This is a genomic window from Pedobacter nototheniae (assembly GCF_032678625.1).
Taxonomy (GTDB): Bacteria; Bacteroidota; Bacteroidia; order Sphingobacteriales; family Sphingobacteriaceae; genus Pedobacter; species Pedobacter nototheniae_A.
On sequence record NZ_JAVTSO010000001.1, the window covers coordinates 339,229 to 364,015 of the forward strand.

A 24,787-nucleotide genomic window follows, 5' to 3' on the forward strand; every position below is an offset into this window, starting at 1 on the left:
AAAGCTGTTCAATGCCAAAGGTTGTGTTACAAATTAATCTTGAAAACATTCTTATAAATGTTACGTTTTAAATAAAAACCATTGAAACAATGTCAATATTAAACGAACACAATACAAAAGTTGTAGTATTAGATTTTTTAAACGCTTTAAATGCCGAAAAATTTGACCTGGCTAAAGAACAACTGGATGAAAATATGACGTTCAAAGGTGTAATGGGCGAGCGCACGGGAGCTACTCACTATATCGATGACATGAAAAAGATGAAGTTTAAGTATAACATCCAGAAGTTATTTGTAGATGGGCACGAAGTATCTGTTTTCTACGATATTAATATGGGCGATAAAACAATTTTTGCTTCCGGATGGTACGTACTCGAGCATGAGAAAATTAAATCTATAAAGGTTTTATTTGACCCAAGGCCATTGCTTTAGAATAAAGCGAACACATGGACTGATGAATGATTGATCACTCATCATAAACAGGTAAAATCAGTTTAAGGCGAAATACATTAACAACATTGTACACAAGATTATCTTGTATCTTTGCAGGAATGTCCGGAATTAGATACAACCATCATTGTCAAAGACTTGCATTTAAAAAGCAACAAATAAGCACGTCAAATCATGCCTGAGTCTTATTTTTTTTTGCAACGCACTTATGAATTTGTTTGAACTGAACTTAAAACCATAATACTATGAGGAACAAGATATTCAGTACAAAAGGTACCGAAATTGAAATCGAGGCATTCCATCCATGCTCTTTTTTACTGGAGGAAATAGAATTTCATCAAATCCAAAAAAAAGATTTTGCCAAACTAATTGGTCTTTCCATCAATAACTTAAACCATATTTTCGCAGAGGAACGAGACACTTCCACAACACTTGCTACGAAAATTGGCAACGCTCTTGGCGCAAGTAGCGAATTATGGTACAACATGCAATCTGACTTTAATTTTCAGCAAACAACGCTAAAAATGGATCACGCTTAAAACTTTTAACTTTTTTGACAAAATTTTAGTCCTAATGTAAAGCAAGGCTTTACTTCTTTACTATCCTACTAAAACGGTCTAAAAATTAGGATGAAATTTATTCATTTACTTTGGTATTACATAATTCTAACAAACGCTTTAATAAATAAAAATTATGAAATATAAGTACGAAACAATATCAAATGCCAAAGCAACAATTGAAAGTATAATGTGAGGGCTTTCCCCTCTATTCTAAAAGGGGATATCAGAGGAGCCCCCTGCAGCCCCTGTGATAAGATCTAAAACCAGCTACTTTTTCAGAATATATTTCAAATTATCAAATAAACGCTGAATCAATCTACGATCATTAGTAATAATTTCTGCTGTTCCTTTCGCCTCTGCTTTAAAATCTAATTTTGTTCCATAATTTGTTTTTAACTGGTTGGGGAAATCGACCAGAACCATATAGGTTTCTACATCTGCCTTTTCTGTCTTCGTGGTATTGGTGGTTAAGGAAATTGATTTAATTTGACCAGTAATCGAGCCATATTCCATGTAGGGATAGTTATCCAGTTTAACGATTACTTCCTGACCTGTTTTAATTTTGCCGCTTCCTTGTGCCGGTAAAATAACCTGTCCGAATGCCTTTTCTTCTTTGGGTACAATAGTGAATACTTGTTCTCCTGCCTGAACGAACTGGTTTTCATTATAGAACTTAAGGAACTGCACTTTTCCACTAAATGGGGCTTTAAAAACATATTTTTGTTCCCAACTTTTAATGTTATCTACTAAATCATTATAAGCAGAGGTTAAAGCGATTTGTAACTCTTTCTCTTTCTCTGGTTTTTGTATCCCCAATTCCTGAATTTTACTTTCAGTTTGCTGTGCAGCTTGTTTAGTATTAATTAAATTGTTGATGGCATTTTGCAAACCATCTTTACTGGACAAATAGCTCATTTGCGTTTTATCCAATTCCGATTCACTGATTACTTTCTTTGCAAATAAAGCTGAGTCTCTGCTGTAAAATTTATGAACATAGATTAAACTATTCTTCGCCATTTCCACTCTTTTAGAGGCGGTACTTATCCCATTGCGTTGTTCATTTAATAAAGTAACATAGTTTTGTACTTGTTTATCTAAAAGCTTATCTTGTTTGTAATTGATAAATTCCTGAAGGCTATTAGAAAATGCATAGTATTTGGAATTTAACTCGCCCAGAGAAAAGTTATGTGGTAATTTGTGTCTAATATTTAAAATATCATCTGTGTTGGGGTTAAATAATTTAAGTAAGCTATCAATATATATAACACTTGTTGGATTAGTTGGATTTTCAACATAAGCCAATATTTGCCCTTCTTTAACTTCATCCATGGATTTAACTCCATTAAGCTTTAGTTTTCCATTGCTGTTGGCAATTAGCTTTAATGGTGCGCTATTTGCATTAATGCTAATTTGTCCATTTACTACATCAGGATAGCGAACCACCCATCCAAAAACAAACATCAATACAAATAAAAAAGCAACAATAGCTGAAACCCAAAAGCCAAATCGGGTCGGCATTCTATCTATAATATGCTGAACTTCCTCTGTTCTTTGGTTCGGAAAGTATAATTTTTCGTCAGTCATCATTCCTAGTTATCACTTAAATTATTTGGGATTTCCATAGAAATGGCACTGGTCAAATCCATTTGTGACTGTACCAGTTGATGATAGCGTCCTTTTCTTTCCATAAGTGAATTATGGGTTCCTATTTCAACCACAGCCCCGCCTTGCATTACAATGATCTGGTCTGCCTTACGGATGGTACTTAAGCGGTGGGCAACCACAATTACCGTTTTGTCTTTAAAAACATTATCCAAAGCAGCCACAATTTTTTGTTCGTTTATGGTATCTAAACTATTGGTTGCCTCATCAAAAAATAAATAATCAGGATTTTTATATAATGCTCTTGCAATTAATATCCTCTGTTTCTGTCCACCGCTTAATCCTCTTCCTTGTTCACCCATCATGGTTTGATATCCAAGTGGTAACTGTTCTATCTCTTGTGCAATGTTCGCTGTATGCAACGCTTTTTTAAGTTTATCATAATCTATTTTCTCATCTTCAAGAACAATATTGTTCATAATGGTATCGTTGAATATCTTTCCATCCTGCATGACTGCCCCACATTTATCCCGCCATTGTCTTAAGCTTATGTTGTTGACATTCATATTTCCAATCATGATTTCACCGTAGCTAGGTTTATATAAACGAAGTAGGAGTTTCAAAAGGGTCGACTTACCGCTACCACTGTCGCCAACTATTGCCGTTACCTTTCCTTCAGGGATAACTAACCTGATGCCGTGCAAAACTATCTTGCCATTTGGGGTATACTGGAACATCACATTATTTATAATTAAGCTTTTGTTTTCAGGTAATTCAGCATTGTTTGTTCCTACATTATCATGCTCATCATCCAACTGATGAATCTCATTTAATCTTAAAAAGCTGATTTTAGCAAACTGAAAGGAGATAATAAATTGTATAAACTGTACAACTGGTGCATTTAACATCCCAATAATAAATTGAACAGAAATCATAACACCAAAAGTAATTTCACCATTAATAACGGCTTTAGCGCAATAGAAAGTAATGAATAAATTCTTTAAACTATCTATAAATTGAGCTCCTAGATTTTGGGTGTTAGTGATACTTAATACTTTTAGATTAACCTTATACAATCTGGCCTGTATATCTTCCCATTTCCAGCGTTTTTGTTTTTCGTAATTGTTAATTTTAATATCCTGTATGCTACTAATGGTTTCTACCCAATAACTTTGGTTTTTGCTCACCAAATCAAAATATTCCCAATCTAACTTCTTACGTATATTTAAAAAAGCCATTACCCAAATGACATAAATCACACTGCCAGCTATGAAAATATAGAAGATTACTGGATTGTAAATGAACATGATAACCCCAAACACCACAAAAGTTAAAGCGGAAAAAATCATGTTTAATGAGTTGTTCATAATAAAACTACGAATGCGCTCATGGTCTTGTGCCCGTTGCAAAATATCACCCGTCATCTTGTTCTCAAAAAAGGTAATAGGCAGACGCATGAGTTTGATGAGGTAGTCAGAGATAAGTGCAATGTTTACACGTGAAGTTACATGTAGCAAAATCCAATCCCGAACCAGATTGCTGAGTAATACACTTACTACAATTGCAATATTGGCAATGAGTACAATGTTTATAAAATCTACATCATGGGTTTGTATGCCGACATCAATAACCGCTTTACTGATAAAGGGCAATAAACCTTGAAGAATGGTTACCAGTAACATTACAATAAATAGGTTTATAAAACTTTTCTTATAAGGAGTAAAATAACTTAGAAAGTTCTCAAAGGTTTTTCTTCGTTCTAACTTTTCATCACCTTGTCTTTGATAAAAGTCAGCCTGTGGCTCTAAAGCCATTAAAATACCTTTGTCACTTCCTGATTTAATCCATTTAGCTGCAAATTCCTCAGCTTTATATTTTACATATCCTTTAGCTGGGTCAGAAACATAAATACTTCCATCTATCTCATTTTTGTTTGTTTGTTTCTGCTTTATATTTTTAATCTTATAAATAGCTACAAAATGGCTGTTATCCCAATGTACGATGGCTGGTAATGGGATATTAACCAATAACTCATTGATAGTACATTTTAAAGAAAGGCTACGCATACCTACTTCTTCAGCAGCATGACTAATGTCTAAAAAGGAAACCCCTTCTTTAGTGATGCCACATTTATCCCTTAGGTATTGTAATGAATAAAATTTTCCATAAAATTTTGCTATCATTTTTAAACATGCTGGACCACAATCCATCATGTCCATTTGTCTATCATTCGGGAATTTATTAGTTATCATACTTATTTAGTAAATACAAATAAGACATTTTTTTTGAAAAAAAATTACTTTTTAAAGTATTGTTTTTTTTTATTTTAAATATATTTTTTTATATACATTTGGTGTAGTTGTAATAGTATAAAATTAATTTAATTTGTAAATCATGAAAAGACAGGTTTTAAAGTTTAACGACATTAAGGGCATGCTTAGTGAAGATGAAATGATGGGTGTAGTTGGTGGGTGTGGTATGTGGTGGGATGGACATATTTGGAGAGACGGTGCAATATGGGGCTCTGATGGTGGGACACCTAGTGGTGGTGGTAGTGGTGGCGGCGGGAACCCAAATAGTCCTGATCATATTTTAAGTGGCTCTACTGATGGTTCAGGTCAAGGTATGACTGCTGGTGCTTTTGCATCTTGGGCTATTGGACTTCCTGAAGGAACTTATAAGCCACAAAATGATGGAACTCTTACCTATTCTCCTTTGCCTCAAACTGGTGGTGGTAGTGTTAGCTTTCAAATAGATAGTAAGGGAGCTTACTTATTTGACGGTACAGTTTACACTTCAGAGTATGGTACAAAATATAATAAAGTGTCTTTTGATGGAGGAACTACTTGGCAGACACTTGCGATTGGAGATGCAACTATAAAGATGCCGTCTTATAGCCAAACAAGAACTTTAACAGGGTTTACAGAAACTTATGCTTTTAATGATCAACAAGCTAAGAGTTTTTTAATCGAAAAAAATAGCTCAAATCCTAGCCAAGAATTTATTTTGTCTATATTGGGCTTTGGAGTAGGGCTTATTGATCCTCCAGCAGGTATTGCGACTGGAATTCAATCAATATTACATTCTGGAAATGGAGTAGAATGGCAAAATATCCAAAATGCCTATAATAGTGGAAATGGATTAATAATTAATGCTAAATACAGTACTCCGTTAATGGATGGTGCCCCTACACGTGTAACTTACATTATCAAGGATGGCTATGGAAATGAACTGGGTGAAATAATTCAAAATTAGTTATGATTAAAGATAGTAAGGTAAATTACAAAATACTGATAATTCAGTTCGTATTATTGGCAATTTGTTTAACCTTGTATTTGATTGACCCATTAAAACGTGGTTTATTTCCACCAAAATTAATTATGATATCAGCTCTAACTGCGAATGCAATTTTGCTCTTATTGAATAGGTCATATTCACAGTGGCTAACCTTTTTTGTATCGCTTAGTCTTATAATTTGGTATTTTTTGGCATAAGCTAATAAACCACTTGATGGATTATGACTTTTTGGCTCATTCAATGAAATTGCTGCCTTGAAATCACGAAAAAATATTTTTTAATCAAATCGTAATGATCATTAATGCAAATCATACAAAGTTATTGGGCTTGCAATAAAAAGGACATACTAACAAATCAGCCAGGTTGGGTATCCCCTGAATACAATTTAATGAGCTGGGCATTAAGTTGTATGCAACTTAATAAATATTATCAAAATGTCACTCTTTATTGTGATAAAGAGACAAAGAAAATATTAATCGATGAACTTAAGCTACCTTATGCTAATGTTTGTTGTGAGTTAGATAGTTTAAATACATATCAACCCGATTTATGGGCTTTACCCAAAATTTATGTTTATGAGAAGCAAACATCCCCATTTCTACATGTTGATGGGGATGTTTTTATATGGGAGAAATTTGAAGAGAAATTGATGAGAGGAAATCTGATCGCTCAAAATCTTGAGAGTGCAACCTCTTACTATGAGAAAATAATGCAGGATCTGGAAAATCATTTATCTTTTTTCCCAAAAGAAATCTTGGATGAAAGAAAAAAAGGAAATCAAATCTTAGCATATAATGCAGGTATTTTTGGTGGTAATGACTATAAATTTTTCAATTTCTATGCAAAAAAAGCATTCGATTTTGTAAACAAAAATATTTTAAATCTTAATGAAGGACTTGGGGGTAATTTTAATATTTTTTTTGAACAATACTTATTTTATTGCTTAGTAAAAAAACAAAAAAAAAGTGTTGGCGTACTTTTAAATCAAGTTATTGGTGATAATGAGTATAAAGGTTTTGGTGATTTTATAAATGTTCCTTATGATAAAAAGTATTTACACATTTTAGGTTCTTATAAAAAGAATGAAGTAGTATGTTTGCAGCTTGCTAATAGGCTTAGGCTTGATTATCCCAAATACTATTATGCGATCATTGATTTGTATAAGTGTAGAAATATACCTTTGTATCATGACTATTATAAATCTTTTGATGGTAATAAAAGTGAGAGACTAAATTGGAGTAAAGACTTAAAACATAATTACAAAGTAGGAGTTAATTATGCCAAAAGCTCTATCTTTCTTAAAAAAGATGCTCTAATTCCTGAGCCAGTGGGGCCATTAGTAGAATCTGAGCTTTTAGATTTTGATATTTTCAGTACCACGATAAAAAAAATCGTATATAATAAGTTTTCAAAAATATCCGAGTTGTTTTTGTATGGTAGGGATTTGAATTGTACGGAATATTTTGAGTACCTCTTTGCGGATGTTTCAAACATATACAAAAAGAAAATTGTGGCGATGGAGTATACGGAAATAATTAAGAGTCAAAATGACTGGAGTCAAATTAATAATAGAGCTTTTACTATGCGTAAAGGTAAAAAGCCTTTTGATAATTTTTTTACTGCTATTGTTCCTGAATGTAATCAATTTGGCTATTCATTGTCAAATTTAGATTTACTTGATATAGAAATTTTAAAAGAAATCAAATCCATAAAAACTATTGGGCGATTATTAAATGATTGTAAAAAAATGTTTGATAAAAATGAGGTTGAAACTTCAAAAGTTGAATTTGAGAAATTAGTTTTTGGAAGAATAAAAAAAGGTATTAATAATAAAACTATTGGGGTTCTTTATTAACAGGCATTATGAATATTTTTAGATGGATTCTGATTTTAGAAAATGTGTTTATGATTTAACATGGTACACCAATGCAAATCGGCTTTTTGCGGGTGTTCCAATCGTCACGAGCCCATTTTCTCGGAAATTGGTATTAAAAACGCCAAGTTAATTGATTAATTAAAAGGTGGTTGCTTGAAAATCATCAAGAATTTTTCAACAAAGTTTATTTGTCTCAAAAAACGAACTTATGATGAGGTTAAAAATAATGAATTAGTCTTCAGGCCACAAAAGACAATTAGAAAGATTGTCCGTATCCCCTTAATTGATCAGGCTAAAGCAATTCTTAAGAAATAACTAAACATGAAATTAATAATAAAGTATTTTGGGATTTGCCAGAAGCGTCGCCAACGAATTTATATCTAAAGTTTTGGGCGCATGATGCAGGAATAACCAAAAACCTTAATTTTCTGATATCAGAATACCTCAAACCGGTAAAACACGAGAAGAGAAAAGCTTGCCTTATTTGCGTATTGCCTTTCTTAGGTATGGTATTAGATAATTTTCTTACCTCTTCAATGGTGAGGGTTGTTCGTTCAAGATACTCTTCTTCTATTACCTTAAAGTCATCAAAGGGCGAATTCTTTATATGACCTTTTGTAAGCATTTTTTAAAATATTGTCTAAACACTCCTAAATAGGCACTTGTAGTGTTCCTACTAACCTTCAATAATAAATAATCCTGAAATCCTTGTAAAAAATCTGGGGTAACATCATTAAATGTAAAGTGTTTATCGGTTATGAAATTATGGAGATGAATATAAACACATTCGAGTTTAGAATTAAATTTTTTATTTAAACACTCATCGAAATAATCTAAAAGCTTATAATTTATTTTATCCAGAACCTCATATCCATGAACATAAAAATTTAGCTCCGTTTCTCGCTTATTTCTAATTACCTGGATTAGTTTGGTATTTTCTTTATCTGATTCTGCAATTCGAATTTTCGGATTAGAGTAATCTTTGGATACATATATACTTAAAAACTCGTAATTGCACTTACCTTTGCCATCAGAAGTTTTCATATAAATGTCCAAATAGGCGCTAAACTTACCTGATTTAAGTTCTTTATATCTTACGCTTACCATTTGTTACTTTTGTTACTCATAAAAATCACTTTACAAGTAACAAAAGTTGCATAAACAACGAAAGAATAAAATTTAAATTGACAACACATAAAATGCTAATTAACAAAGAAATAACTATCAAAACTTATATTAGTCTATTTACATTTATTAGAGGTTAGAAGCATGTCAGGTATCTACATCCATATTCCTTTTTGTAAAAAGGCTTGCCATTATTGTGATTTCCATTTTAGCACATCGCTAAAATATGCAGATGAAATGGTAGAAAGCATTTGCAAAGAAATCAAGCTGAAAAAAGACCGGATTAAAGGCCAGGTTGGCAGTATATATTTGGGTGGCGGCACACCTTCTATCCTGCCGGAAGCCAGCCTTCAAAAGATTTTCGAAACTATAAATCAAACCTTTTCCGTTGATGCAGATGCGGAAATTACTATAGAAACCAATCCGGACGATTTAACTATACAGAAATTAAAAGAGCTTAAACAACTTCCCGTTAATCGATTCAGCGTGGGCATACAATCTTTTTATAACGAAGATTTAACCTGGATGAACCGCGCGCACAATGCGTCGGAAGCTGAAAATTGTATAAAAAGAAGTCAAGATGCTGGTTTTGAAAACTTAACGCTCGACTTAATTTATGGTTATCCATTGCTAACAGATGCAAAATGGGTGACCAATATTGAAAAAGCAATTGAATTACAGGTTCCGCATATTTCTGCCTATGCATTAACTGTTGAGCCAAGAACAGCACTGGCACATGCAATAAAAACAAAAAAACAGGTTCCGGTAAGCGATAATCAAAGCGCCTCGCAATTTGTTATCTTGATGGATAAATTGCAAAACGCAGGTTTCGAACATTATGAAATTTCTAATTTTGCAAAACCAGGTTGTTATGCCGTGCACAATACCAATTACTGGAAAGGCGTAGATTACATTGGCATTGGACCATCTGCCCATGGTTTTGATGGTTATAACCGGTATATGAACCCAGCCAATAATGCCCAGTATATCGAAACTTTAACCAGCAACAAACTACCTGAAATTGTTGAAGAATTAAGTTTAAATGATCGGTTTAACGAATATGTGATGACTTCTTTACGAACCATGTGGGGCGTTGATCTGGATAAGATAAAAGCTGTTTTCGGCAAAGAATTTCACGAAGAAACGTTGTACAACCTAAAAGGTTTTGAAGAAAAAGAATGGCTGGTTAAAAAAGAAGAAATTCTGACTTTAAGTAAAGAGGGTAAGTTATTTGCAGATCACATTGCTTCAGAATTATTTATAGTTGAAAATGATTAAATTGGAGATAGAAATTCAATTGTTCTAAACTAAAATCCTACTCAAATTAAAAATATATGTCAAAAATTGTATGGATTACCGGAGCTTCTTCAGGAATTGGCGAAGCTTTAGTTTACCAATATTTTAAAGCCGGCGATAAGTTAATCATCTCTGCACGCAACCGCGACGAACTGTTTAGGGTGAAAGGCAACTGCCAGAATTCTTTTAATGTGCATGTTTTACCGTTTGACCTGAATGAGACTGAAACCCTAAACGAGAAAGCTGAAGCTGCTATTCGTATTTTTGGAAAAATTGACCTGCTCATCAACAGTGGGGGCATAAGTCAGCGCGCTTTAGCTTTAGAAACCAATTTACAAACCGAGCAAAAAATTATGAACACCAATTTCTGGGGAACCGTAATTTTGAGTAAAGCTGTTTTACCAGTGATGATTGCCAATGGTGGGGGTCAAATTGTTTGCATTAGTAGTTTGGTGGGTAAGTTTGGCACTAAACTACGTTCTGCATATGCCGCATCTAAGCATGCATTACATGGTTATTTTGACTCTTTAAGGTCAGAAGTTTACGATCAGAACATCAATATTACCATAATTTGCCCCGGTTTTATAAAAACACAGGTTTCGGTTAACGCCATGACGGCCAATGGCGAAAGGCAGGGAACCATGGATGATGCCCAAAATAATGGCTTGAGTGCCGAGGCTTGTGCCGAACAGATTGTTACTGCAATAAAAAATAAAAAAGAAGAAGTTTATATTGGTGGAAAAGAAACCAAAGCCGTGCTTTTAAAACGTTTCTTTCCAAAAATTTTCTCTAAAAGAGTAAGAGAAGCAAAAGTAACTTAATTATTAAACGGCATTCAAAATTTAAATTAAAACACTGTAAAACAGATTATTAAATATTTTTATCAGTTTCTTAAAAACCAGTTTTTGTAAGTCCTCGTAAATGACATCAAATAACAGAAACTTAAAAAATAGAAATAATGAAAAAATTAATCTTATCAGCAATTGCCGTAGTAACCATGGCATTTACATCACAAGTTTACGCTCAAAAAAATCCAATGGTTGGTGGCGCAGCCATGTATGCAACTAAAGACATTGTAGATAATGCAGTAAACTCTAAAGACCACACTACACTTGTTGAGGCCGTTAAAGCTGCAGGTTTAGTAGAAACTTTAAAAAGTGCAGGTCCGTTTACAGTTTTTGCTCCAACGAATGAAGCATTTGCAAAATTGCCAAAAGGTACAGTAGAAATGTTGGTTAAACCAGAAAACAAAGCAACACTTACTAAAATTTTAACTTACCATGTAGTTGCTGGCAAAATGGGTAGCAAAGAAATTGCTGCAGCCATTAAAGCTGGTAAAGGTAAAGCAGAGTTAACCACAGTAGAAGGCGGAAAACTTTGGGCCTGGATGGAAGGTAAAAAATTAGTATTAAAAGATGAAAAAGGTGGAATGAGCACGGTAACCATTGCTGATGTTTGGCAAAAAAATGGTGTTATCCATGTTGTTGATACCGTTTTAATGCCTAAATAATATTTGTTTATCCCTATAAAAAACGTTTTTGCTAAAAGGCAAAAACGTTTTTTTGTTTTAAACCGAATAACTTTCTGACTTTTTTCGTTTAATTGTCAGATTTTTTTCACGATTTGCCTGTACTTATATATAGATGTAGCTAATTATTTAATTTTGCCTGTCTTAATAATAAGTTAACATGAAATTCGATTTATCTCCAATAGATATAGTTGAAGACATATCTAAAACTGATTTTGAAAAAAACTACTTAAATCCGCGTAAACCACTGGTTATAAAAAATATGGCCAAGAAATGGCCTGCTTACCAGAAATGGACCATGGATTATATGAAGGATGTGGTTGGTGATAAAAATATTCCCTTATACGACAGTTCAAAAGCAGATCCATCCAAACCCATAAATGCCGCAGCAGCCGAAATGAAGTTTGGCGATTACATAGATCTGATTAGGGAAACGCCCACCGATTTACGCATATTTTTGTTTGACCCGATTAAGTTTGCCCCTAAATTATTAGAAGATTACATCGCGCCCAAAGATTTGATGGGTGGTTTTTTAGACAGTTATCCAAATATGTTTTTCGGAGGAAAAGGTTCGGTTACCTTTTTACATTATGATATTGATTTAGCGCACATTTTCCATACCCATTTCAATGGACGGAAACATGTTATTCTTTTCGATTATAAATGGAAAGAACGTTTATACCAAATTCCATACGCTACTTATGCCCTTGAAGATTATGACGTGGAGAATCCAGACTTTGAAAAATTTCCGGCATTAAAAGGAATTAAAGGTGTAGAAGCCTTTTTAGAACATGGCGACACCTTATTTATGCCTACCGGTTACTGGCACTGGATGAAGTACCTTGAAGGATCTTTTTCGATAAGTTTAAGAGCCTGGGATAAAAGCTGGGCAGTAAAAACAAAAAGTTTGTACAACTTAACTCTTCAACGTAAATTTGACGACTTTATGAAAGCCAATTTCAGGGAAAAATACATGAAATGGAAAGAAGAACTTGCCATTAAAAAAGCAGCTAAAGCCTTACAAAAAAATTTACCAAGATAAAAAATGATTGAATGAGAATTTAACAATACATCTTCATTTCAAATTCATTAATTAAAAAATATGCATCAAAACATCGTTAAAATACAAGAAAACATTGAGCCGCTCAGACAGCAGATTATTAACCATAAGGTTTATTCTGCCATTAATGAGCTCGAAGACCTGCAAATTTTTATGCAACATCACATTTTTGCAGTTTGGGATTTTATGTCGTTGTTAAAAGCTTTGCAAATTAATTTAACCTGTACTACCTTGCCTTGGTTTCCGGTTGGCGATGCGGTAACCCGTCAGTTAATTAATGAAATTGTTGCCGGCGAAGAATCTGATGTTGATGCAAACGGCAATATTAAAAGCCATTTCGAGCTTTATCTTGATGCGATGGATCAATGCGGGGCTGATACAGAACCCATAAACGTATTCTTGTCCGAATTAAAAAATGGACATAGTTTTAACGATGCCTTTGAAATTGCAAAAGTTCCGGCAGCTGCCCGAGATTTTGTAAACGCGACCTTCGAAACCATTAACAATGGCAAAACCCATTTACAGGCCGCCAGTTTTACTTTTGGCCGTGAAGATTTAATACCGGGTATGTTTTTTTCTATGGTAACCGATTTAAACAGCACTCAGCCTGAAAAGGTATCTATTTTTAAATATTACCTGGAACGTCATATCGAAGTAGATGGCGATCATCACAGCCATTTAGCCCTGCAAATGACAGAGAAACTGTGTGAGGTTAATCCTGAATTTTGGGATGAAGCAGAAACTGTAACCAAGCAAGCCCTCGAAATGAGGATAAAACTTTGGGATGCAGCTTATGTAGAAATTGGCAACAGAAAAGTATTAGCCTAAATCCTTTTTAAACATCAACAAATTGTTAATTGAATGCGAAATTTATAATAAGTAATTTTCGTCACATTTGACCGTTGGTATGTTATTTATAAAATAAATTTTACACATTTGTTGTTAGGTTACAAATAACCAATTTAAGCGCATGAGTTTCATTTTAAAACCAGTAGACATTGTTGAGAGTATTACTCCAGAAGATTTTAAAAAAAATTATCTGAAAACAAAACGTCCGTTAGTAATTAAAGGTTTAACCAAAGATTGGCCTGCAAGAGAAAAGTGGACAACTGAATATTTGAAAGAAATCGCTGGCGATTTAGAAGTTCCTCTTTACGACAATTCAAAAGCCGATCCTTCAAAACCAATCAACGCCGCAACAGCACACATGAAATTTGGTGATTATCTGGATTTAATTAAACGCGAACCAACAGAATTAAGAATCTTTTTCTTCAACCTGTTTAAAAAAGTTCCAAGCTTAATTAATGATGTTAAAATCCCTAAAGATTTAATGGGTGGTTTTATTGAGAGCATGCCGGCGATGTTTTTTGGAGGTTCTAATTCCGTAACTTTTTTACATTACGATATCGATTTGCCACATATCTTCCATACACACTTTGGAGGCAGAAAACATATTGTTCTTTTCGATAATAAATGGAAAGATCGTTTATATTGCTTGCCAAATGCCACTTATGCTTTGGAAGATTATGACGTAGCCAACCCTGACTTTAAAAAATTTCCGGCATTAAATGGTGTTGAAGGTTACGAAGTTTTCTTAGAACATGGAGATACTTTATTTATGCCAACAGGTATGTGGCACTGGATGAAATATCTGGATGGTTCATTCTCGTTAAGCTTACGTGCCTGGGATCAATCCATTTCCCGTAAAGTAGCCAGTGTTTGGAGTTTATTTACACACGGCGCTATTGATAGTTTAATTAAAATGACTTTCAAAGAAAAGTATGCCAACTGGAGAGAGAAAAAAGCAGTTAAAATTGCAGAAAAAGCGCTCGAAAAAGGCAGACCTTAAAGATATTAACACATAAATGGATGGGGCTTCGTTTTACGATTGCCCCATTTTTTATTTAAGCACGGCTAATTTAAGCGCATCATTTTTCACTGGTATTATTTTTGTTCATCATTTAACCATAAAACTTTATCTAAATTAAACGAACTTATGGCTGATTTAAAACAAATTCTAAGCGCTGAAAACATCTATTCAGCACAGGCAAACATTAATGGCATAAATTGTACCGTAGGCTACATTAAAAAATTTAAATGGAGCTGGTTTGCTACACAATTAAATACATTTATTATTATCGGCGAAACCGACCAACCTATTAACAAAGCAGTTCTTGAAAATTTTTCGGCTGCGTGCTTAAATTATGCACTGGCCAATAATAAAGGCTGGCCGAGAGGATTGCAATCTGGTGTTGGCTCCATTGCAATATTAATGGGAAATAAAATAGAAAACGATGCCATTTACTTTGCAGAAAACGCTTCAAAAAAACATTGGTCGGCATTTGAAATACCAGTTCTCTTAGATTTAGAGAAAAGATTGGTTTATAAATATAAAAGCACTCCAATTTGGGGAACCATTTATTTTTCATATTTCACACAAACAATTAACTGGCTTGTCAGCAAATTATAACCCTTTTATTTAAAATACGATACAGAATTATTTTATGACAACCCTAACCGAAAAACAAAAAATGCTGTCGGGAAAAGCTTACCAGGCAGGCGATAATGAACTTTCAAAAGAACGGTTAAAAGCCAGGGAAATTATTTTTGAATTTAACAATTCTGCCCCAAAATTAATTAAACAGCGAAAAGAGTTATTGAAAAGGTTATTAGGTAAAACTGAAAAAATGTTTTATTTCGAGCCACCTTTCCGTTGTGATTACGGCTATAACATCGAAATCGGAAATAATTTCTACGCCAATTTCAATCTGGTTATTTTAGATTGCGCCAAGGTAAGTATTGGGAATAATGTATTTATTGCACCAAATGTAGCCATTTATACGGCCGGGCATCCAATACATCCTCATTTGAGAGATCAGGAATACGAGTGGGCCCAACCCATAACCATTGGCGATAGTGTGTGGATTGGCGGAAATGTGGTGATTAATGCCGGTGTAACCATTGGCAGCAATACGGTTATCGGCTCTGGTAGTGTGGTTACCAAAGATATTCCCGACAATGTTTTAGCCGTAGGAAATCCTTGCAAAGTAACTCGACAAATTACCGATGCCGATAAAGATTATTATTACAAAAACTTTAAACTGGAAGAAAAAACCGATTTATAATTCATTCTATGCAACCAGAAATAATTTTTTAACGTCTATAGTTCTACATCCCAAATCTATGAGACGATTTTACTTTATTTCTGGTTTAATTTTACTTGGCCTGCAAGTACAAGCACAGTTTATTACTAAAAGCCAGGCATTGGCCGACATAGATTTTTACGATAAAACCTTACGTGAAGTCCATTACAATCCATTTCTATATATAAATGAAAGGGAATATTTAAAAAAGATAGACAGCTTAAAACACAACATTCCAGACTCTATCGAAATTAGATCTTTTACCTTAAAAATAGGCGAATTAACCAGTGTAATAAAAGATGGCCACACCGCTCCTTCTTTTATTCAGCCGGCCTTTCAAACTGATTTCCGCAAGAAAATATTCTTTCCCTTTAGCTTTGTTGCCGATAAAAAATTAAATGTTTATGCCCTTACTGGCTTTCAGGAAACAGAGATTCCTAAAGGCGCTCAAATTATTTCCATAAACGGAGCAGATTTAGGTCAATTTTATAAAAAAGGAATATCATTAATTGGAGGTATAGACACCTACCAACAAGCACTTGCCATTAAATTACTCGGCTACAACTTATACCTTTCGGGCATTAGGCCACCGTTTAACGTTAAATACGTTTATAACAAACAAATACAACAAAAAACCATTACAGAAGGTACAATACTCAGAGATTTATTAGGCGAAGCATTCCCGTCAATTTTAGGAAAATCGTATTCTTTTAAAATTATAGATAATAAGATAGGTTATATTGATTTAATTGAAATGGGTCAGGATTATAAAACTTATAACAAATTTTTCGATTCGTGCTTTAATGAACTTAAAAAGAAAAACATAAACACTGTAGCCATTGATTTAAGAAAAAACACTGGCGGCAATTCTCTTATTGCCGATTTACTAATCAGTTATTTTAACAAGGATAAATATATTCTATCCGCAGGCAAATACTGGAAAATAAGCGAACCCTATAAAAATAATATTATTAAAAAAGGCGATACAAGCAATACTTATTTAAAAAAGGCTAACCATACCATCTGGGAATATGCAAATTGCACTGCTAAAGATCCTGTTTTTATTACGGATACCATTTTTAAGGGTAAGGTATTTATAATTACAGGGCCAATAACTTTTTCAAGTGCCAATATGCTGGCCGATGGTGTTAAAACTTTTAAAATGGCAACCTTAATTGGTGAGCCTACCGGCGAAAACACAAGTGATTTTGGTGAGGTGTATAAATTTAATTTGCCAAACAGTAAAATATTGATGCAGGTAACCACCTCCTTTGATTTAGGCGCGGATTGTAAAGACAAGGCAAAACACCCTGTTTTGCCCGATAAGTTAATTAAAACAACCTATATAGATCAAATTAATGGTATTGACCCCGTAATTAACCATTTGCTTAAACCGTAAATTATGAGCTATGATCTACCATCACTTTCCACTCTCCTTTTATCTTTTTCAAAAGCAATGTAAAAAAGCCTTTCGGTTCATCTTTTTCTCTTTTCAAATTCCAGCTACCCAATACAAAGGCCACATCCTTATTTAAAAATTCTACCTTTTTTATTCCAAAGGTTAAATAGCCCATAGCTGCTTTATCAGGATAGCCGCGTTTGTAATTATCCAATGTTTTTTGCCATCCGTAAGTGGGGCCGTTTTTGCCTACAAACAATAAGCTATCACTTTTTGCATAGCCTTGCATATAACTTTCAACATCACCTTTATTCCATGCGGTACGCTGCTGCTCCAGAACATTTAATATCGCGGTTCTATCTTTCGGCGTTTGTGCCTGAACAGCAAAACCAATAAAAAATAAGGCAATGGTTAATAGTTTTTTCATCATTCATAGTTTGGAATAAAAGTGCGTTTTATTTTTCAAAAAATAAACTTATAAAATTGGTTTTACAGGTAGCCTTTCAACATTAGTGATTGTAAGAGCTTAGTTCTTGTTTTTTATATCGGAGCAGCAACGCACGAATACGAAAAGCTGACCATTTCCAGATTAAACGCTTATATGTTTCTACTCTAAATATGACACCGCGCTTAAATTAATCCGTTACCAAACTTTTATCTTCGGTTATCCGTTTATACAAGCACATGAGAGGTTTTCGTTTTTCTGATTATAAACCCGGCGATACGCCAAAAGGTGGGTTTGATGAGTTGTTGAAATTATTCAGCGAGTTGCTGAATTATACGGCGGGCGATGCAGCAGAAGCTTTAAGTTGGCTAAACGAACTGGATAAACAGTATAAACTAACCAATAACGAGTATGGCATTGGCAATTTCATAGATGATTTGAAAGAAAAAGGTTATTTAACCGAAGATAACCAGAGTGGGGAATTTAAAATAACGCCAAAAACGGAGCAAACGATTCGAAAATCTGCTTTGGAAGAGATTTTTGGCAAACTTAAAAAAGCCGGAAAGGGAAATCACAACAGCAATCAATCGGGTATTGGCGAGGAAAAAAATGCCGACAGGCGGGAATATAATTTTGGGGATAGCCTGGACCAAATCGACATGACGGCCTCCATCCACAACGCCCAAATTAATCATGGCATTGGCAATTTTACATTAACGGAGCGCGATTTAGAAGTAGAAGAAAAAGATTTTAAAACTTTAACTTCAACTGTGCTGATGATTGACATTTCGCATTCCATGATTTTGTATGGTGAAGACAGAATTACACCGGCAAAAAAAGTGGCAATGGCTTTAGCCGAACTGATTAAAACGCGCTATCCAAAAGATACACTTGATATTGTGGTATTTGGAAATGATGCCTGGCCGATAAGTGTTAAAGATTTACCCTATTTACAGGTTGGGCCATACCACACCAATACCTATGCCGGATTAGAACTTGCGGCAGATTTACTGCGCCGCAGAAAAACACATAACAAGCAAATTTTTATGATTACCGACGGCAAACCAACCTGCTTAAAGGAAAACGGTAAATATTATAAAAACAGCATGGGGCTTGATCGAAAAGTAATTAATAAAACGCTGAACATGGCTGCACAATGTAAACGGTTAAAAATTCCGATTACGACATTCATGATTGCCAAAGACCCATATCTACAACAATTTGTCCGCCAGTTTACCCAAATTAACGGAGGAAGGGCATTTTACAGCTCATTAAATGGATTGGGCGAATATATATTTGAAGATTATATTAAAAACAGAAAAAGAACTGTCCGCTAACCACAACAGTTTAGTAAATTTTAAACCAATAATGATTAAACGCACCAATAAATACCAACTTATTTTAAAAGAAATATCTTTAGCCAAAGAAGAAGATGTTAAAAACGAAGCCTTAGAATTTGAATTTGACAATCACGACAATCTTTTTGAAATTATTAAAACAATAAAAAGCAAAAATATATTTGAAGATGAGCAACAAAGTGCTGAGTTTGCCATCGGACTAAAAATGTTTAGCGAAGTGATGATCAAAAACAGAGATAATGCCCTTTTCACGGAGCTTTTTCCTGTATTTGGCTCTTTTATGCGAAAATTAAAAAGCCACCAATAATTAAAAACGCCCTTTAATACAAAAAACCTGTATGGAAATTAAAACATTAGGCCAGCTAAAGGCTACCAATTATACATCAAGAAGCGTTAAAGACGAGTTACGAGAAAACCTGATCAAGCAGCTTCGCGATAACAAAGCAGAATTTCAGGGCATTATTGGTTACGATGAAACAGTAATCCCCGAATTACAAACGGCCATATTATCCCGCCACAACATTTTACTTTTAGGTTTGCGCGGACAGGCAAAAACCAGGATTGCCCGTTTAATGGTTAACTTATTGGATGAGTATGTACCTTATGTTGCCGGAAGTGAGATCTTTGACGATCCTTTAAATCCTATTTCCTGGTTTGCCAGAAATGAAATTGCAACTAAAGGTGATGAAACAGAAATTGCCTGGTTACACCGCAGCGAACGGTATACAGAAAAATTAGCCACCCCTGATGTGACCGTTGCTGATTTAATTGGCGATGTTGACCCGATTAAAGCCGCCACCCTAAAGCTTACTTATAATGATGAGCGTGTAATCCATTTCGGGTTAATTCCGCGTGCACACCGCAGCATTTTCGTAATTAACGAGCTACCTGATTTACAAGCCAGGATTCAGGTTGCGTTATTTAACATGTTACAGGAAAAAGACATCCAGATACGTGGTTTTAAATTACGTTTGCCTTTAGATATTCAGTTTGTTTTTACAGCAAACCCAGAAGATTATACCAATCGCGGAAGTATTGTTACGCCATTAAAAGACAGAATTGAAAGCCAGATTTTAACTCACTACCCTAAAAGTATCGAAGTTTCGAGAAAAATTACCTTTCAGGAAGCTAAACTATCGCCTGAGCAAAAAGCAAATATTGAAGCAGATGGTTTAGTAAAAGATTTAGTTGAGCAAATAGCTTTTGAAGCCCGCAAAAGTGAATACATTGATCAAAAATCGGGTGTATCTGCCAGATTAACCATTTCCGCCTACGAAAACCTGATCAGCACCGCAGAAAGAAGAATGTTGATCGCCGGAGAAAAAAACACCTTTGTGCGTTTATCTGATTTAGCCGGAATTATCCCAGCCATTACCGGAAAAATTGAATTGGTATACGAAGGGGAATTGGAAGGCCCGGCGCATGTAGCAACAACCTTAATTGGTAAAGCAGTAAAAACTTTGTTTGCACGCTATTTCCCTGATCCTGAAAAAGCTAAAAAGAGCAAAACAGCCAACCCTTATACCGAAATAAGCGAATGGTTTACAGAAGGAAATGACCTTGATTTAACCGATGCGCTAACCAACATTAAATATAAAAAGGCTTTAATGAAAGTGCCTGGCTTATATGATTTGGTTAAGAAATTCCATCCAAAATTAAGTGAGAACCAAACGTTACTTTTAATGGAATTCGTATTGCATGGTTTGGCTGAATATTCGCAGTTAAGCAAAAATTTCTTAAACGGGGGCTTTGGTTTCAGCGATATGTTCGGCAGCCTTTTTAATGCAGAGTTTGATGAGGAAGAAGATGAAGACGATTTAAGGTAGTACATTATTAATAGAAATATTTAATTTAGGCAGGCCAAAAACCTGCCTCATTTTTTAATACAAAACCAATAAATCCTGCAAAATGGGAAGATTACCCTTAATTATAGTTGCCTGTATATTTATCATCGCTTTTGATGTTTATTGCTATAAAGCCATTATTGCCGTTTTTAAAAAATGGAAGCCCAGAACCAAAAAGGTATTCTGTGTTTTATACTGGGCTTACAGTATTTTACTGATCATTGGCGTTTTTTGTGGCATTTATTTAAATCTGTTTTTAACGCTACGGGCCATTATTTTGGTTGCATTCTTTTTAACTGTGGCCTGCAAATTAGCCATGTTGCCATTTTTACTGGTCGATGATTTAAGAAGAGGAATTATAAAACTGACTAAATCTGCAAGGAAAAAAGAAGCACAAAATACAGGAAATATCCAACCTACAACCGAAGCTGAATCCATTTCAAGGTCTGAATTTTTGGTTAAGGCCGGTTTGGTTGCAGCGGCTGTTCCGCTAACTTCATTAAGCTGGGGCATTATTTCCGGCGCCTATGATTACCAGGTTAGAAAAGTGGATTTAATCTTACCCAACCTTCCGAAAGCTTTTGATGGCATTAGAATGGGGCAAATTTCTGACATCCACTCGGGCAGTTTCTATAATAAAACTGCAGTTAAAGGGGGTGTTGAGATGCTGCTGGCAGAAAAAACTGACTTTATTTTCTTCACGGGCGATTTGGTAAATAACCTAACCAATGAGGTTAAAGATTACCAGGACATATTTTCTAAAGTTAAAGCACCACTTGGGGTTTATTCGAGCTTAGGAAACCACGACTATGGCGATTATTATTTTGGCCGCGAATCTTCTCCTGCAAAGGTTAAAAACCTGAAGGATATGGTTGATGTACATAAAATAATGGGCTACGATTTATTAATGAACGAAAACCGTCGTTTAAAGGTAGATGGCGAAGAAATAGGAATTTTAGGTATTGAAAACTGGGGAATGGGCCGTTTTCCTAAATATGGAAAAATGGAACTGGCCGTTAAAAATACGGACGATTTACCTGTAAAGCTTTTATTAAGTCACGATCCGTCACACTGGCGTGGAGAGGTATTGGAAAAATACCCGCAGATTGATGCCATGTTTAGTGGACATACTCATGGTATGCAATTTGGCGTACGCCTAAAAGAATACCAATGGAGCCCGATACAATATATTTACAAAGAATGGGCAGGTTTATACCGCGAACAGAAACAGCAACTTTATGTTAATGTTGGTTACGGCTTTTTAGGCTATCCGGGTAGGGTTGGGATTTTACCTGAAATTACAATTTTTACCCTCAAAAGAGCATAAAAGATTTAGTGCATGATTGAGTTCAATCATGCACCAATTAACATTTATCCGGCGTTAAAGCGATAACCTACACCACGTACAGTTTGCAACAGCTGAGGATTATCTGGATTTAATTCTATTTTTTTACGGAGACGAACGATGTGCATGTCCAGTGTTCTGGTATTTACATCAGAGTTGTAACCCCAAACCACCAGCATAAGTTCATCCCGGTTAATTACCTTGCCTGGGTTACGCAAAAAGTAAAGCAGGATGCGATTTTCTAAAATGGTTAATTCAATTTTTCTACCTTCTCTAAATAAAGTATGAATATTGGGGTGGTGTTCCATATTGCCAAAACGATGAATTTCGGCCATGTCTTTATTAACAATAAACTTCACTTTGCTTTCCAGCATCGCAACTAAAACGTCCATATTAAAAGGCTTGGTGATGTAATCAGAAGCACCAAAATTATATGCATCAATTTTATCTACATCCTGCGCTTTTGCCGTCATCATAATAATCAGGTTTTCAAAACCCTGCCCACGTACACTTTCGCAAACGTCAGATCCCTGCTTACCTGGCAACATCCAGTCCATCAAAACAATATCCGGCTGATCGGCTAAAATCATTCTTTCGCCTGCATCCCCGTCATGAGCCTCCAATACATTGTAACCTTCTGTTTTTAAACGATGTGCTACTAAAAAGCGAAGATTTTCATCATCTTCTACGATTAATATTTTTACTTCTTTAGACATTTATATTTCTGTTATGTTAGAAAAGCCTGAGGGTTGTAAGGTTATGCTCCCGGCAACATCCTTCGCTTTCAATTTTTATTTATTGTAAGGCAGTACAATTTTAAACTCTGTACCCATGCCTACTTTACTTCTTACCGTAATTTCTCCCTGCATAAAGTTAACCAGTTCTTTGCAGAATGCCAAACCTAACCCAACGCTCCCCATTTGGTTATATTCATTCTGAATTCTGAAAAATTTCTTAAATATATTATTTAATTCTCCCGATTGTATTCCTATTCCTTTATCGGTAAACCTGAACACCAGAACGCCTTTAATCAGCTTTGCACTAATGTGTAAGATCTTTTTATCAGGCTTTGAATATTTATAAGCATTCTCGGCTAAGTTATCAAACAAACTACCCAATAACACCGGGTCTGTAATAAAAGTTTTAAAGCCAACAACTTCATAGGTCATGTTAAAATCGGGGTGTTTTAACGTATGCGATTCGAGGGTACTTTCTATAAAATCGCGAATGTTAACCTCTTCTTCATTTAGCTTAATGGCCTTATTTTCAATCTGCGTAAAAGCCAATAGCTTATTCATTAAACCATTCAGCTTATCTGCTTCTTCATCCAGGATTTTACCATACAGGCTCAGTTCTCTTTCAGAAAGTGAAGTTGCGCTTTTAATGTTATTCCCCGCAATTTTAATTACACTTACCGGTGTTTTAAATTCATGTGTAAGGTTATTTACAAAATCGTACTGCAGCTTAAACATTTTACTGTTGATGTTTAAATTACGGAAAATTAAATAAGCAATTAACAACAACACCCCGTAAACCAATAAAAGCACTACAGCAATTGGTAAAAAGTAAATAAATATCTCTTTCTTAATGTGATCTTTTGAAGAGATAAAGTAAAGTTTAAAATTAGAAAACGCATTAGGAAGTGCAATTTCTGTAGTTAGGTTCTCGTCCGAAATATTAATCGGATCGTATGTAAGCGCTTCAACTTTTATACTTTGAAAAAGCGAAGGTTTAGTGTTGATGATTTTAATTTTGGCCGGATCAAGCTGAAAAACGAACATTCCCAATTTATATACAGGTGCCTGGGGAAGCTTTTTGTGCAGCATCTCTTTATACACCTTAAGCTCTTCAAAACTTGGGATATTTAAATAGGTAATTTTATTTGATGCCACGACAGAGAAGTTGGTAAACAGCTCTTCCTGGCCGGGAACTTTAGCCGTATCTAAACGTCCAATATAACTTAATAACTGTAAAGCCATTGGGTTAAAATCGCTGTTTACATCAAATGATTTTCTGTTTTCTTCCGAATAGATTTTAACAGAATCGGCAGGTACATTTTTTCCAAACTGGTAGATGTTTTTCGGTCCGAAACCAAAAGATTTTGAATTTACACCATCTTTAACAGGCATATTTTTTACTTCCGAATCGTAAAAAGTAATTTTGGAAACGAAAGGATATTTCAGTGTAGTGGTATCTGCAAATCTGGAGGCCGAAGTAGAGTCTAAATAACCGCTGTAGTACGATACCTGTGGCATTTTAATCTGGAAAAAGTCATTATAAGGTTTAATGGTTTGCTCCAGTACATTTACTTTCTCAGAAACAAATTCGTTCTCAATATATTTCTTGCTAAAATTAAAAGCTAAAAACAACGAAATAATAAATAAAATAGAGATGAGTACAATAAAACTCACAATAAGCAGAAAGTTTTTACGATAGCCGCTTTCTTTATCCAGTGCCATA

Annotated in this window: 23 protein-coding genes; 17 read left to right on the top strand and 6 right to left on the bottom strand. The window is 34.6% G+C overall.

Annotated elements, in window-relative coordinates; translation table 11 throughout:
• Positions 1-89: 89 nt before the first annotated feature.
• The gene (locus R2Q77_RS01535; RefSeq protein ID WP_316801949.1) at positions 90-431 is read left to right on the top strand and encodes a nuclear transport factor 2 family protein; all 342 of its coding nucleotides are present in this window, start codon (positions 90-92) and stop codon (positions 429-431) included.
• Positions 432-694: 263 nt separating this feature from the next.
• The gene (locus R2Q77_RS01540) at positions 695-988 is read left to right on the top strand and encodes a hypothetical protein (RefSeq protein WP_316801950.1); all 294 of its coding nucleotides are present in this window, start codon (positions 695-697) and stop codon (positions 986-988) included.
• A gap of 288 nt (positions 989-1,276) precedes the next feature.
• On the opposite strand, the gene R2Q77_RS01545 is transcribed toward R2Q77_RS01540, so the two are convergent.
• Together R2Q77_RS01545 and R2Q77_RS01550 are read right to left on the bottom strand one after the other, a co-directional pair.
• The gene (locus R2Q77_RS01545) at positions 1,277-2,596 is read right to left on the bottom strand and encodes an HlyD family secretion protein (RefSeq protein WP_316801951.1); all 1,320 of its coding nucleotides are present in this window, start codon (positions 2,594-2,596) and stop codon (positions 1,277-1,279) included.
• A gap of 2 nt (positions 2,597-2,598) precedes the next feature.
• Entirely contained in the window at positions 2,599-4,863 is a 2,265-nt protein-coding gene (locus R2Q77_RS01550) for a peptidase domain-containing ABC transporter (RefSeq protein WP_316801952.1), read from the bottom strand.
• Positions 4,864-5,005: 142 nt separating this feature from the next.
• Here R2Q77_RS01550 and R2Q77_RS01555 point away from each other — a divergent pair, with 142 nt between their 5' ends.
• Positions 5,006-5,866, top strand: coding sequence for a hypothetical protein (locus R2Q77_RS01555; protein WP_316801953.1), 861 nt, complete (start codon positions 5,006-5,008; stop codon positions 5,864-5,866).
• A gap of 343 nt (positions 5,867-6,209) precedes the next feature.
• Positions 6,210-7,763, top strand: coding sequence for a DUF6734 family protein (locus R2Q77_RS01560; RefSeq protein ID WP_316801954.1), 1,554 nt, complete (start codon positions 6,210-6,212; stop codon positions 7,761-7,763).
• 624 nt (positions 7,764-8,387) lie between these two features.
• Here R2Q77_RS01560 and R2Q77_RS01565 read toward each other — a convergent pair.
• Positions 8,388-8,891 carry a phage integrase SAM-like domain-containing protein gene (locus R2Q77_RS01565; RefSeq protein WP_316801955.1) on the bottom strand — a complete coding sequence of 168 codons (504 nt, stop codon included), beginning with the start codon at positions 8,889-8,891 and terminating at the stop codon, positions 8,388-8,390.
• Between the two features lie 162 nt (positions 8,892-9,053).
• Here R2Q77_RS01565 and hemW point away from each other — a divergent pair, with 162 nt between their 5' ends.
• From hemW to R2Q77_RS01610, 9 genes are all read left to right on the top strand, one after another.
• A complete protein-coding gene (gene hemW / locus R2Q77_RS01570; RefSeq protein WP_316801956.1) occupies positions 9,054-10,187 on the top strand; it encodes a radical SAM family heme chaperone HemW in 1,134 nt (377 codons plus the stop codon).
• Positions 10,188-10,243: 56 nt separating this feature from the next.
• Positions 10,244-11,026: an SDR family oxidoreductase gene (locus tag R2Q77_RS01575; RefSeq protein WP_316801957.1), complete on the top strand. Its 783-nt coding sequence runs from the start codon at positions 10,244-10,246 to the stop codon at positions 11,024-11,026.
• Positions 11,027-11,163: 137 nt separating this feature from the next.
• On the top strand, positions 11,164-11,715 hold the full coding sequence (locus R2Q77_RS01580) for a fasciclin domain-containing protein (RefSeq protein ID WP_316801958.1): 552 nt from the start codon (positions 11,164-11,166) through the stop codon (positions 11,713-11,715).
• Positions 11,716-11,893: 178 nt separating this feature from the next.
• The gene (locus R2Q77_RS01585) at positions 11,894-12,775 is read left to right on the top strand and encodes a cupin-like domain-containing protein (RefSeq protein ID WP_316801959.1); all 882 of its coding nucleotides are present in this window, start codon (positions 11,894-11,896) and stop codon (positions 12,773-12,775) included.
• 60 nt (positions 12,776-12,835) lie between these two features.
• On the top strand, positions 12,836-13,621 hold the full coding sequence (locus tag R2Q77_RS01590; protein ID WP_316801960.1) for a DUF3050 domain-containing protein: 786 nt from the start codon (positions 12,836-12,838) through the stop codon (positions 13,619-13,621).
• A 142-nt stretch (positions 13,622-13,763) separates the two neighbouring features.
• A complete protein-coding gene (locus tag R2Q77_RS01595) occupies positions 13,764-14,642 on the top strand; it encodes a cupin-like domain-containing protein (RefSeq protein ID WP_316801961.1) in 879 nt (292 codons plus the stop codon).
• A 147-nt stretch (positions 14,643-14,789) separates the two neighbouring features.
• Positions 14,790-15,263: a hypothetical protein gene (locus R2Q77_RS01600; RefSeq protein WP_316801962.1), complete on the top strand. Its 474-nt coding sequence runs from the start codon at positions 14,790-14,792 to the stop codon at positions 15,261-15,263.
• Positions 15,264-15,297: 34 nt separating this feature from the next.
• Positions 15,298-15,918: a sugar O-acetyltransferase gene (locus R2Q77_RS01605; protein ID WP_316801963.1), complete on the top strand. Its 621-nt coding sequence runs from the start codon at positions 15,298-15,300 to the stop codon at positions 15,916-15,918.
• 58 nt (positions 15,919-15,976) lie between these two features.
• Positions 15,977-17,335 (top strand): S41 family peptidase, encoded by a 1,359-nt coding sequence (locus R2Q77_RS01610; protein WP_316801964.1) that lies wholly within the window; start codon positions 15,977-15,979, stop codon positions 17,333-17,335.
• 1 nt (position 17,336) lies between these two features.
• Here the strand turns inward: R2Q77_RS01610 and R2Q77_RS01615 are convergent, their stop codons facing one another.
• Positions 17,337-17,765 (bottom strand): YybH family protein, encoded by a 429-nt coding sequence (locus R2Q77_RS01615; RefSeq protein ID WP_316801965.1) that lies wholly within the window; start codon positions 17,763-17,765, stop codon positions 17,337-17,339.
• Between the two features lie 254 nt (positions 17,766-18,019).
• Here R2Q77_RS01615 and R2Q77_RS01620 point away from each other — a divergent pair, with 254 nt between their 5' ends.
• The 4 genes from R2Q77_RS01620 (at position 18,020) to R2Q77_RS01635 (ending at position 22,309) form a co-directional block, all read left to right on the top strand.
• Entirely contained in the window at positions 18,020-19,117 is a 1,098-nt protein-coding gene (locus tag R2Q77_RS01620; protein WP_316801966.1) for a vWA domain-containing protein, read from the top strand.
• A gap of 31 nt (positions 19,118-19,148) precedes the next feature.
• On the top strand, positions 19,149-19,445 hold the full coding sequence (locus R2Q77_RS01625; protein ID WP_316801967.1) for a DUF3861 domain-containing protein: 297 nt from the start codon (positions 19,149-19,151) through the stop codon (positions 19,443-19,445).
• A 31-nt stretch (positions 19,446-19,476) separates the two neighbouring features.
• Positions 19,477-20,964 carry a sigma 54-interacting transcriptional regulator gene (locus R2Q77_RS01630; RefSeq protein ID WP_316801968.1) on the top strand — a complete coding sequence of 496 codons (1,488 nt, stop codon included), beginning with the start codon at positions 19,477-19,479 and terminating at the stop codon, positions 20,962-20,964.
• 82 nt (positions 20,965-21,046) lie between these two features.
• Entirely contained in the window at positions 21,047-22,309 is a 1,263-nt protein-coding gene (locus R2Q77_RS01635; protein WP_316801969.1) for a metallophosphoesterase, read from the top strand.
• Positions 22,310-22,353: 44 nt separating this feature from the next.
• Here the strand turns inward: R2Q77_RS01635 and R2Q77_RS01640 are convergent, their stop codons facing one another.
• Both R2Q77_RS01640 and R2Q77_RS01645 read right to left on the bottom strand, forming a co-directional pair.
• Positions 22,354-23,043: a response regulator transcription factor gene (locus R2Q77_RS01640; RefSeq protein ID WP_316801970.1), complete on the bottom strand. Its 690-nt coding sequence runs from the start codon at positions 23,041-23,043 to the stop codon at positions 22,354-22,356.
• A gap of 75 nt (positions 23,044-23,118) precedes the next feature.
• Entirely contained in the window at positions 23,119-24,786 is a 1,668-nt protein-coding gene (locus tag R2Q77_RS01645; protein WP_316801971.1) for a HAMP domain-containing sensor histidine kinase, read from the bottom strand.
• Position 24,787 lies beyond the last annotated feature (1 nt).